The following is a 13,401-nucleotide window of genomic DNA, read 5'->3' on the forward strand; positions in this document are numbered from 1 at the left end:
AACCACGCATCGGTATGAAACCTCACTCGGATGCGTGGCGTGCGCTGCCGTACAGCCCTTAAATACTCAGATGTATGTACCCGCTGCTCTCGGGATCGGACAGTTGATGAGCGGCCTGCGGCGAGGCCCCCGCCAGAATGGTATGCAGCAGCAGATGCCGCGAAGACAATTGCAATGCGTCCCTGGCACCATCAAAAACAACGCCGCCGATGGGCCTCAAGTTGATTCCGTAGTTCTGACAGTCCGTCATCAACAACTGCAGCATTGCTCCCGCCTCAATCAAGTTCATGTCTCTGCCTGCATCGCCATACAAGGGACTGATCGCAGACAAGTCGGCCACCAGGAACAACGTGAACGAGGTGGCTGCCGCCATCAGTTGATTCGCAGGATAGTGATTTTGCGCCGTGATCGGCGTGCTTTGGCTCAACCGGACCAGTTGCTTGTTGATCGGGTGGAAGTAATAAGCGCCCTCTTCAAAGCCCGCGACTCGCCCCCTTTCTATCTGTACGTAAACCTGCACCGGATAGAGCCCACCCGCGGAAGGATAAAGTGCGCGTAATGCTCCACCCTGCTCAACGAAAGACAGCATGTTGAGCAAGGAAATAAACTCATCGAACCCCACCGGCCGATCGGCAAACTCATTGGCCGTCTTTCTCTGCATCAGGCGTTGGATATGCGTAGCCTCGGTAAAGCCGGTGCCATATTGGAACGAGGTTTTTTCACCAGTAATCCCTTGCTCCCGCAGATATTTGCGTGAGCGCTTGAACGCCGCTCGCTGTTCGGGAAGTACCAGGAGCTCATCGGAGCTGCTTACCGTTTGACTGACGACCCCTTGATGCTTCTCGATACTTCTGACCAGCGTTGAAACCCTGGGCTCACGATAGAGCTCGGCAATGTCCGGGCGTACCTGGTAGCGCTCCTCAATCAGGTTGAAAACCCGAATGAATTCCAGGGAGGTCATTCCCTTCTCGAGCAAGTTTTCCTCAGGCTCAACGCTGTCAAGGGCGAGGATGCCTGCCACCATCTGTGCAATATCCCGGGCCGTCGAACTCACGCTGGCCGGGGCGTTGTCATCAGAAACCACAGTGGCGCTGGCCAGCACGCTGTCGTACTTGCGGGCCAGCATCTGCCGATCCACTTTCCCGTTGCCCGTCAGCGGTAGCTGATCAATAAGGACGATTTCCTTGGGCACCATGTAGCTTGGCAAAGTGGCGAACAGATGCTTGCGTATCCGCGCCTTCAGCTCACTCGCTGCACCTTCGCCCCCCATGCCACTCGCCTCCTTCGGCGCGACGACATATGAGACCAGAGCATCCACTTTGCCTGCTCTCTTCTCCAGGCATGTAATGCACTGACTGGCCAGCGACGGTGCAACGGCAGCGTCGATTTCCCCCAGCTCAATTCGGTTACCGTGCAGTTTGACCTGGGTATCTTTTCTGCCGATAAACTCAATCAACCCTTCAGGACGGAAACGGGCCAGATCGCCTGTCTTGTAAATCCGCTCTCCGGTATTAGGGTGAGGGATAAAGCTGTTGGCTGTTTTTACGGCGTCGCCCCAGTACGCCTTGGCCACACCACGTCCACCGATGTAGAGCTCGCCGGTTACCCAGTCAGGGCAGTCATTTCCTTTTTCATCAAGGATGTAGCAGCACTGGTTCTCCAGCGGGCCACCATATGGCACGCTCAACCAGCCATCCGGGACCGTCTCCACCGGGTAAAACACCGACCAGATAGACACTTCCGTCGCGCCCCCCAGACTGATCAACTCGGCGCATGGCAATGCGTTGTGCACTTGAGCGACGAGAGGCAGAGGAATCCAATCGCCACTGAGCATGACCAGGCGCAGCTTCGCGAATATGTCGAGTTTTCGGTCGTGGACGTAATCGATCAATAGTCCCATCAATGCAGGCACCGAGTTCCAGATGGTTACTCCGTGTTCGACAATCAGCCGGCACCATTCGCTTGGATTGTGTGTAGCTTTCTTCCCGGGAATAACCAACGTTGCACCGGCCGCCAACGTACCGAATATATCGAACACCGAGAGATCGAAACTCAAGGATGAGAGACCAAATACTCTGTCGTGCTCATCAACACCAAAGCGCTTGTTCAGATCGACCAGGGTATTGCAAGCCCCCTGGTGGTCAATGGCTACACCCTTGGGCGTTCCGGTAGAACCGGAAGTGAAAATGACATAAGCCAGATCATCTTGCTTCGGCTCAATCAGCGGTACCTGCACGGAAGATGCTTCAAGCAGCGCGTAAAGTGACAGAAATTGCGGCTCGCCATTGACTGTCGCTGACGCCATCGGCAGTGCACCCACAATCACCAGGCGTACACCTGACTGCACAAATAGCGCGGATTGGCGCTGCTGCGGCAAATCAGGATCAATGGGGACGTACGCAGCCCCAGCAAGCAGAATGCCCAGACAGGCCACTGCTTGCTCCCATCCCTTTTCCAGCCCTACGGCGATCAGTTCATTTCGCCCCTGGGTGATGCGCATCAATTGTTGCGCGATACTCGCGGCAGCCTGATAAAGCTCCTCATAGGTAAACGTCCTGTCAGGCGCGATAAGTGCCACCGCGTGTGGACGACGAGCCACGGAGTCGACAAACAGCCCTGAAAGAGTGGCGGCTTGGCGAGGGACGCTCGTCGCATTGAACTGCTCACGCGTGGCCCGCTGGCCAGCGGGTAATGTATTGCCGAAAGGGACTCGCCAAGCGGATTCATCGCTTGCCAGTTTCTCCAGCAGCTCCAGATAAACCTCGAACATCGCATCGAGCATGCCGTCAGGGAAAAGCTCCTCGACGGCATCCCAACACAGATACAGACGCCCCTGCGCTTCGCGTACCGTATGGTCGAGCCATACTTGAGGGGTCTGGCTGATCTGATAGTCGACATCCGCTCCAAGTTTTGCGAGCAGCCCATCGGCATCCAGCTCACCTTCCTGCGCCGAGCCAAAACCAATCGCGCTGGTAAAGACCACCGGCATCAAGCCCGGCTTGCCATCAGAGCTGCGCTGGGCCAATGCACGAATGACATCCAGTCCACTGAAAGCAACATGCTCCAGATCTGCCCAGAGTTGCCTCTGCATGGCAACGGCCCGGGTACCGAAGGCATCTGCCATGCCACCGACCTCAAGCAGCGTCGTCGATGTAAAATCGCCGACCAACTGATTGATCTGAGGATGAAGAGGTGGACGATTGAATAACGTCAAGTTAAGGGCAAACGTCTCATCACCACTCCACCGCGACAACACCTGAGTAAACGCGGTGAGCAATACCACTGTCGGCGTGACGTTGAGTTGCTGCCCACGCTTCTGCAAGCCTTGCCATTGTGCGGCACTGAGGAAGCGGTCACGGCGTTCGAACTGCGGTTTCCTGACCTCTTCAGGTCGTTTCAGCAACGGTAGATTGGGGGCGGCCGGCAACGTGGCTAGCCTGTCCAGCCAATAACGCTTGGCGTTGCTGAAACCGGAGGTCTCCCTGACTTTCTCCGTCCATGAAACGTAGTCCCTGAAAGAAAGCGACAGCGGCTCAGGCTCAGCCTGCAAGTCCTGATAGCTGGCGACAACATCCGCAAGGAGAATCTGGTAGCTCCAGGCATCCATGATCAGCGCATCGATACTGGCAAACAACCTGAATTCCTGCGCATTCCGCAGCACCTTGAGCTCAAATAAAGGCCAGACGTGAGGCTCGAATACCTGATGGGACATGGCGGCACGCAATGTCTCGGACTGTCTTGCCGACTCCTGGGGGGCGGCGGCGCTCAGGTCCTGGTACACAATCTCGTAGCTGCCCGGGTCACGAAGGATCTGCTGAGTCCCGTTGGTCAGAAAAATACTGCGTAATGCTGGGTGGCGTTGAATCGCACGGTTCCAGGCGGTGCTCAGCCGGGACACATCCAGTTCAGGGAAGGTGATCTCGGAATAAACATGGGTAGCGATATTACCCATCACCATCGACTCACGGCGCCCGACCCAATAGGCCTGTTGCACAGAGGTCAAGGCGAACGGTTCCTCAAGACGGGAAAGATCGCTTACCAACAGTGGAACGTCGCCGCTCGTCACCTGGTCCTGTTCGTCAATTGCGCGAGCCAGTGCACCCAGTGTCGGATTATCAAACAAGGCCAGCAGTGGTAGCTCAATCTCAAAGTCTTCACGTATCTTCGATATCATTTGAGCAGCCAAAAGCGAATGGCCACCTGACTCAAAGAAGTTTTCACTGAGACTGCTGGCGTCGCGCTTCAACACGTGAGACCAGATCCCGGCCAGGCGCTTTTCAGTCTGGGTGTTGGGCACGGCACGTGTTTCTTCGACGCTCTGGACTTGATGCTCCAAAGCAGCAAGCGCCAGGCGATTGACTTTCCCGTTAGGCGTAAGGGGCAGGCTATCCAGGTAGACATACAGCCCCGGTAACATATAGTCCGGCAGCCGCTGGCCAAGGTACTGGCGCAGAAATGCGGTTTTCACCTGCGCTTGTACTTCAACAACCACGTAAGCGATCAGCCGTGCATCACCCTCCTCTTGGGTATGCACCTGCACCACGGCCTCACTGACACCGGGAGCCCCATTGAGTACCGATTCAATTTCGCCGAGTTCGATGCGGAACCCACGTACTTTTACCTGATGATCGGAGCGCCCCACAAAGTTGAGGCAACCCTCTTCAGAAAGGAAACCCAGATCACCGGTCTTGTATAACCGCTCTCCTCCCCGAGTACTGAAGGGATCAGGGACAAACCGTTCGGCCGTGAGATCCGGCCGATGCAGGTAGCCCCGTGCCAACCCGACACCACCAATGTAAATCTCACCAATTGCTCCTGTAGGCAAAAGGTTCATCTCGGCATCAGTGATGTAAATGGCCGTATTGGCCAGAGGGTAGCCAATGGGGACCGTCTGCAGTGTTTCATCAGACGTGAGTTGATACATCGAGGACCAGATGGTCGTTTCGGTCGGGCCATACATGTTGTAGACGCGAATACCGGCGCTTAGCAGTTCGTCCGCCAGGGAAGCATGTAGCGCCTCGCCGCCACACAAGATCGAGAACGATGAAGCCTGGCGCTGCCATGCCTTCTGTTCCAGCAGCATTCGCCACGTGGCAGGCGTCCCTTGCACGAGGGTCAGGTCGCTGCGGTTCAACAGTTTGGCCAACGCCTGGAAGTCGGCCACCCTCGACGAGGAAGGCTGAATCAGCCGAGCGCCGCAGACAAGCGGCAGCAGCATTTCCAGATAAGCGATATCGAAGGAGAAGGAGGTCAACCCCAGTACCACGCCTTGATGGTCGAGGCCGGTTTTCTCCTTCATTGCAAGCAGCAGATTTGTCAGCCCCTCCTGCGTCACCATCACACCTTTAGGATTGCCGGTGGACCCGGAGGTGTATATCACATAGGCGAGATCGGCCGGTTGAACAGCTGTTTCTACTTGCCCCTGCACAGCGCAAGGCCACGGTTCATCCAGACAGACCTGACGGGCCGGGGTTTCCGGCAACTCAGCAACCAGGTGCTTCTGAGTCAGGACCATCGCGGCGCGGGCGTGGGTGAGTGCATACCTGGTGCGAGCGACGGGATAGCCAGGATCAAGCGGGAGCAACACCGCCCCGGCCTTCATAATCCCCAGTACACCGGCAATGAGCAGGAAAGAACGCTCGACGCTGAGCCCTACGATGGCCCCCTTCTCGACACCCGCACAGTGAAGGAAATCGGCAATCTCCTGCGCCTTGGCATTCAGGACCTCATAGGAAACCTGCTGACCATTGTCCAGTTCGATGGCTATCGCCTTTGGTGTACGGATGGCATGCTGCTCGAACAACGCCACTGCGCTCTCTGCACGGTCATCATAGGCCACTGCGGTCGAGTTCCAGCACTCACGTTGCCTGACTTGCTCTTGCCGGCCAAGAAACTGAATACCACCAATGCGGGTTTCCGGCGCCGCCACGACGACTCGTAGGAGCTGTTCGAAATGCATCGCCATGCGAGCGATGTGATCAGCATCAAACAGATCGGTGTTGTACTCGAAGCCCATTTCCAGACCGAGCGACGACTCGCTGGCCGTAACGTTGAGATCCAACTTGGCGATACCGATATCCAGATCGATCTTGTCAAAAGACAGCCCCGCGATATCAGGCATCTGCTGTGAGACGTTTTGCAGCGCGAACATGACTTGGAACAGCGGTGAGCGCGTCAAGGCGCGAGAAGGCTGCAAGGCATCGACCAGTTTTTCAAAAGGCACATCCTGATGCATGTACCCCTCGAGAGTCTTTTGCCGAGTCAGGGACAAAAGCTCTGTAAACCGTTGCTGCGGATCCAGTTGAGTACGGAGTACCAGGCTGTTGACAAACAAGCCCAGCATGCCCGAAAGACTCTCGCCGCTACGATTCGCGATCGGGTAACCGACACACAAGTCGTTCTGTCCGCTGTAGCGGGCAAGCAGCACGCTGAAGGCGCTCATCAAGGTCATGAACAGCGTTGCGCCCTGCGCTTGGCTGAGGCGATTGAGGGAGTCGATCAATTGCGCATCCAGCACATGAGCGTGAACGGCACCGCGATAGCCCTGTTTCGCCGGGCGCGGGAAGGAAGTCGGTAGATTGAGCGCCGTAGGTGCATTCGCCAGCGACTCACGCCAGTACTGCAGCTGATGATCCAGCTCCCCCCCCAGCAACCATTCACGCTGCCATGACGCGTAATCGGCATAATGCAGCTCTGTCGCAGCAAGCTCGGCCTCTGTGTCATTACAAAACGCCCGATAGAGCACACCCAGCTCCTGGACCATGACGCCGAGCGACCAACCATCGGTAATGATGTGATGGAGAGTGACGTTGAAAATGAATACCCGCGCCGACAACTGATAAAGGTGCGCCCTGATCAACCTTGCGTCGGTTAATGTGAAAGGTAGCGCGGCCTGTTCACGGCACAGCGCCAACGCCGAACGCTCCCTCTCCTGCTCAGGCAGATGATCCAGACGAGTGATCGACAGGCTCACACATGCAGGCAACTCGATATGTTGCAGTGGCTTGCCTTCTCGTGTCACAAAACGCGTGCGCAGAATTTCATGGCGCGCTACGAGTGCATTCAGCGCCCGCTCCATGACACGCGTATCCAATGGCCCGGTGATTCTCAACGTCACGGGCACGTTGTATGCCCCGCTTTCGGGTTCAAGCTGGCTCAGGAACCAAAGTCTTTCCTGCGCAAAAGACAGGGGCAACAACTCTCCACGAGGCACTGCCATCATGGGCGGTAGCTCCCTGGCTGGCGTCTGGACCTTTGCTATCTTGCGTGCCAGCCCGGCGACCGTAGGCGCATTGAAAAAATCGAGTAGTGAAATATCCAGGCCCATGGTTTCCCGGATCTTCGACAACAGCTGAATAGCCAGGAGGGAATGCCCACCCAGGTCAAAGAAACTGTCCTGTGCTCCCACCCGATCAAGCTTGAGCAACTCGGCCAGAAACAAGGCCAACGCCACCTCGACTTCACCACTCGGCTCGATGTAGCTGTCGCGCCGATTGACGCGCAGATCCTGGGGGATGGGTAACTGTTTGCGATCTATCTTGCCGTTGGCCGTGATGGGCATCGCATCGAGAAAAACAAACATTCCCGGCACCATGTACTCCGGCAGTTTTTTTGATGCGGCTTCGCGCAAGCGATCAGCGTTCAACTCACGCCCCGTCAAGGCAACGGCGAACGCCAGCAGTTTTTTATCGCCATCGGCCTCCTCATGCAGCAGCACGGCGACATCGCTGACGTCGTCCAGGCCACTGAGGACTGCCTCTATCTCACCCAACTCGATGCGAAATCCACGAATCTTTACCTGGTGATCGACTCGACCGATATATTGAATGTTGCCATCAGGCAGGTAGTGGCCCAGGTCCCCCGTACGGTATAACCGCCCACCTCCCTGCGGATCAAAAGGGTCAGGGACGAAACGTTCTGCGGTGAGGTCGGGACGCTTCAGGTAGCCTCTGGCCAACCCACTGCCACCGATATGAATCTCCCCTTTGGCCCCTATCGGCAAGAGATTCATCTCGGCATCGAGAATATAAATTCTGGTATTGGCGATCGGCATACCAATAGGGACACCGGTGTGCTCTTGGCTGGGAACACATTGCCAATAGGTCACATCAACGGCAGCTTCCGTCGGACCATAAAGATTATGCAGCGTGCAGTCGGGCCAAAGTCGCAAGGCCTTGTGCATGGTGGCGGACTTCAGCGCTTCGCCGCTACAGAAAACGTAGCGCAGCCTGGCCCCCTCCCATTCCAGGCCGGCATCCATTATCCCTTGCAGCATGGCGGGCACGAAGTGCAGGACGGTAATGCCAGCGCTTTCGACAAGATCACGCAGATAGACGGGGTCACGGTATGCAACCGGGTCGGCCATTACGACAGCGGCACCGGTCATCAAAGGCCAGAAAAGCTCCCAGACTGACACGTCAAAGCAAAATGAGGTCTTCTGCAAAACACGATCATTGCTCCCTATCGGATAGGTTGCTTGCATCCATTGCAGCCGGTTCAGGATCGCTCCATGCGTGTTCATTACACCTTTGGGTTCACCCGTGGAACCCGAGGTATATATGCAGTAGGCAAGCTGCTCGCTGCCTATCGCCCGACCAGGGTTTGAGCAGGGTTGATCCGCCCAGTCCCCAGGACGATCAAGCAGTACAGTGAGCCCTTGATAATCGGTAAATCGAGCTGCCTGTTTGCTTTCCGAGACCAGCAATTGGGGCGCCGCATGTTCGAGCATATAGTCCAGGCGCTGCTGGGGGTACGACGTCTCCAGCGGCAGGTAAGGGGCACCAGCCTTTAGAATAGCCAATAGCCCGATCATCATGCTGGTAGAACGCTCAACGCAAATCGCGATCGGTTTGTCAGCGGCTGCACCGAGCAGAATAAGTTGATGAGCAAGTCGATTCGCCTGCTCGTTCAGCTCGTGGTAAGTCAGTTTGTCAGCACCGGCAATAACAGCCAACGCATTCGGGTTGTTCCCTGCTTCTTGCTCAAAGTAATGATGAATCAAACGTTGCCCGGGATAAGCGACCTGTGTCTGATTGAACTGTTCGAGTTGCAGCGCCCGCTCTTCGTCGGCCAGCATGGATAACTGCCCGATCGCTTGACGTGGCTGCTCAATGACATTTTTCATCAGCGTCAGAAAGTGCCGCGCCAACAAAGACATGGTCGGCCTGTCGAACAGGTCAGTGCTGTAAGTCAGTCGCAGCTGAACGTCTTCATTCATCTGCACGATGATGAAGCTGATATCGTTTGCCGAGCCTCTGACGCGAGAGGAGTCCATAACCTGGCTATACAGTGCGTTGTCGGTTGGCGCGTTTTCTTCTGCCAGGCCCTCAAAGCTGCCCTGGTGCCAGATATACGACACCTGGAATAATGGCGAGGCCCCTGCCACTCGAGGCGGATTCGCGGCCTGAACCAGAGAGGAGAACGGATAGATACGGTTTTCCAACGCCCCCAGCACCGTATCCCTGACCTTGGTCAGCAACACTTCGAAGTGCTCGCCGGGCTCAATATCGGACGTGAATACCACCGGGTTTACGAAGTCACCAATAGCCTCTTGCGCCGCCATCATGTCCCTGTTGGAAACAGGCGAACCAATCAGCAAGTCCTTTTGCCCTGTGTAGCGGTAGAGCAATATTTCAATCAATGCCAACGTCGCAATGTAAGGCGTTACACCGCACTTTTTGGACAGTGCTGAAAAGCGCTGCCAGGTTTCCGGATCAATTGGAACGGAATGGCATTCCCCTGCCCCCGATGAAACTACCGGCCGCGGACGATCACTCGGCATCTCCAGTGTCGGCAGGGATTCGGGGATTCTCTGGATCCAGTACTCGGCCAATGCCTCACCCCGGGCGTGAAGCTGTTCGCCTTCCCATCGGACAAAATCTACATATTGGGCGTTATTTGGCTCGGGGGCCTCCAACGCCCCCTGCTCCAGGCCGAAATAGATATGCGACAGGTCTCGAGTCAATATTCCCAGCGAGACGAAGTCAGCTGCAATGTGATGTACCGTCAATGTCAGGAAAGCTTCTGCTACCCCTGTATCAGGGAACGTATTTTCCAGAGTCGAGGCCCGGATCGGTGCGCAACGCTTCAGATCGAACGCGCGATCCGACTCCATCTCAAGCAGCTCATTGACCTGTTCGGCGGTCAGGTTATTGGCCGAGTGGCTGACAACCTGAGGAGCCAGGCCCTTGTCAAACGCCTGAAAAGGCAAACCGGCCAATTCGACAAAGCGTGACAGCAGGATGCGATGACGCATCAACAGTATGGAAAACGCTTTGCACAATCTGACTTGGTCGACACCCGGCTGCAGCTTTGCTGAAAACGCGATGTTGTAGGCCGCGCTGGCAGGATTGAGTTTCCAGACTGTCCACATATCACGTTGCCGGTGCGACAGCGGCAGAACCGTCCCCTCCCCTATCTCATTGACGATGATGTCTTTGATGACCGCCTTGTGGACTTTCAAGGCCTCCATGTGGGCGTTGGTCAAGGAATGCTCACCGCAGTCGACGAACAACTTGTCGCCACTCACTTCAAGTTCTGCGTTCGCGTCTGACAGGACCCGCAAGAGTTCATTAGCATTCATAGTTCAATTCTCACGCGACGAGTGGCGTTCAAGGTTTGATGAGCATCGCCCGCATTTCCATTCGGAACAGCCTGGGACGAAATGAGCGTACAGAGGGAGTCGATGGAAGCGCCTTCCAGCAGCTTGAGGATCGGGATGTCCACTCCTGCATCATTTTTTATGCATGTCTTAATTTCCAAAGCCATCATCGAATCAAGCCCTAGGGAAACCAGCGACTTGTGATGTTGAGACGCTTCTATTTTTTCCAGCAACGTAGACTCCAACAGTCCCGTCAGATAGGTTCTGATCCCTGCCTCGTTGAGCTCCAGAGGCTCTGCTCGCCTCTCGCTGGAGGGCAGCGCATCACCACCAACGCCTTCAACCATGAGCGGGTCGGTCAGGAAGGCCATCCGTTTAAACATGAGAGGGAAGTCAGCTCGTTTTACATTGGCTTTGAGCTTCTTCTCATTCAGCGAGACAACGATCCACTGGTCATCGGCAGAGCTGAACATCCTCTTCATCAAGGCGAACCCGGACTCTGGCTGCAGCAGTTCGATACCGGCATTCTGCATACGGCCGATGTTGCGTTGGCTGACCTTTGCCATCATCCCCGTCTCTGACCAGCCACCCCAGTTAACGGTCAGCGCAGGAGCGCCAAGTGTGCGCCTGTACTGGGCTAAAGCGTCCATGTAGGCGTTCGCGCTGGCATAAGCAGCCTGCCCTGCCGGACCCAGAATTGACGCTATCGACGAATAAAGAATGAAAAAATCAAGCTCATGCGGACGGGTCACTTCGTGAAGGTTCCAAGCGCCGGCCATCTTTGATTGAGCGACCTGCCAGAAGTGTTTCCAGGTTTCATTGAGCACGAAGGCGTCGTCACTGACACCCGCTGCGTGCACAACTCCCTTGAGCGGAGGAAGCAGTGCTAACGCAGGAGCAAGTCCCCGCTCCAGGTCTTGCCTGTCACCGACGTCACAGCAACAGGTGACAATGTTCACCCCCTGCTCCTTCATCGAAGCCAGGCGCGTCAGTTGTAGGCTGGTCGGCGGTTTGCGCCCCATCAACAGGATATGCTTCGCCCCATGTTCGATGAGGGCCTGAGCAGTCAGCATGCCCAGGTCACCGTGGCCGCCGGTAATCAGATAAGTACTATCCTGATGCACCACGGCTCCCTCTACTGCACCGCCAAGGCTCTTGGCCACCAGCGAAGGCACATAGATGCTGCCCTCCCTGATCACATACTCTTCCTTGCCAGTCGAAGCACTCATGCACTGCGCCAAAACCGCAATATCCGCCTGAGTTGCAACTGGGTCGAGATCAACAGACAGCGTCGACAAAGAAGTCAGTTCATTGGCCGCGACACGTGCCGCACACCAGAGCGAGGCCGGCAGCAGTGATGTGGCGGCCCGCTGCCCATCCAGGGTCTGCGCAGCCCGCGTCACGACAACAACTTTCCTGATCGCCTCGGCATGCTCGTATTCGGCACACTCGCGTACTATCGTCAACAATGGCTCCAGCAGGTGCTTCGCTGCTTGCTCCTGCGTACCCATGACGGCAGGCCTGTCCACTCCCCATAAATAAGCCACGCCAACACGCTTGCCGGCGGCTGGCGCACAAGCAAGCAATGACGCTATAAGTGATGGACGTGTTGCGTCTGCAGAAAGGGCATATTCAGCTGCCTCCTCTCTGCGTATCAGCAAGCATCCAGCTCCAACCTTTCGCAACAACGAAACCAACTCCGAGGCGACGCCCCCATCATCACCAAAGATCAACCAGTAGTTCGGTTGCGTCTGTGCATCACCCTGCGCTACCAACTCGCCCCGCTTCCAGACCGGCTGATAGAGCAGCCTCGAGAAGCCAGGGCGAGACAACTCTGGCATGAAGCCTTCAACTTTCTTTGCCGAGAACCCCTGGATATCGAGAATCAGCTCGGCGTGATTATTCTGCAATCTGATCGCCCCATACACCTCACTGCTGCGTTCATCCCCTTGGGTCACGCGGGCCTGGCTTATCAGGCCACCTTGAGGAAGCTCGCACTGGTGAACCGTGATGTTTTCAATATGGAAGGGGATGTAAATGTCACCGGTTTCCATGATCGCGGTATCGGCTGTCAGGCTGACCCCCATCATCTGGAAGCAAGAGTCAATCAGACCCGGCGACAGCAGGTACTCCCCAGATGCATTCACGGCCAAAGGATTGGCCAGCGAACAGGTGCACAGATGTCGATCAAACGTACCCTGCTGCAGCCAGCGGTATTCCTTGCCAAGGTCATACCCACGGTTTTTGAAGTCCTGATAAAAAGCCTGTGCATCGAATTGCCGCGATTGCTCGAACAATGCAGCGGTGAGCGGTGTGACTCGATCCACATCCAGGTCGCTCGCCCCCAGAGGCAGTGCGTAACCTTCCAGGTGGGTCATCCAATCCTGTTCAGCGTCCACGACTACGTCCTGCTGGAACACTCTGCGGCTGGACAAGGTATAACGAGCCATCGCGTCAGCACTGACATGAATATCCACTTTGATCTCGCGCTCTTCATCATCCTCAAAACGCAAGGGCTGGAGAAAAATGATGTCTTTGAGCGAAAACAGCTGATCGTTATAGAAATCTTTAAAGACGGTAATCAGTATCGCCACATGCATGGCGCCAGGGGCCACAATGTGACCGAACAGGCGATGGTGCTCCAAATAGATGTCATTACTCGCCACCAGCCTTTTCAGGTAGCACACCTGGCTAGTGTCCATGGTGTCGGCTCTCATAAACCGTTGATGCGCGACAGGTGCGAGTGGCAAATGGTATGGATTAGTCGACGTCGGGCGCGTCGAGAGCGTAACGGGGCGGTC

Annotated in this window: 2 protein-coding genes; both read right to left on the reverse strand. The window is 56.1% G+C overall.

Annotated features, from left to right (window positions below; translation table 11 throughout):
• Positions 1 to 58: 58 nt before the first annotated feature.
• A complete protein-coding gene (locus JFU11_RS23450) occupies positions 59 to 10,582 on the reverse strand; it encodes a non-ribosomal peptide synthetase (RefSeq protein WP_201062250.1) in 10,524 nt (3,507 codons plus the stop codon).
• Positions 10,579 to 13,302, reverse strand: coding sequence for a type I polyketide synthase (locus JFU11_RS23455; protein WP_201062251.1), 2,724 nt, complete (start codon positions 13,300 to 13,302; stop codon positions 10,579 to 10,581). The genes JFU11_RS23450 and JFU11_RS23455 overlap by 4 nt, the downstream gene beginning before the upstream one ends.
• Positions 13,303 to 13,401: the final 99 nt, after the last annotated feature.

The organism is Pseudomonas sp. TH37 (assembly GCF_016650735.1).
Taxonomy (GTDB): domain Bacteria; phylum Pseudomonadota; class Gammaproteobacteria; order Pseudomonadales; family Pseudomonadaceae; genus Aquipseudomonas; species Aquipseudomonas farris.

Excerpts from the sequence above, each read along its gene's own strand:
- JFU11_RS23450 (WP_201062250.1), bottom strand. The coding sequence starts at position 10,582 with ATGAATGCTAATGAACTCTTGCGGGTCCTGTCAGACGCGAACGCAGAA.
- JFU11_RS23455 (WP_201062251.1), bottom strand. The coding sequence starts at position 13,302 with ATGGACACTAGCCAGGTGTGCTACCTGAAAAGGCTGGTGGCGAGTAAT.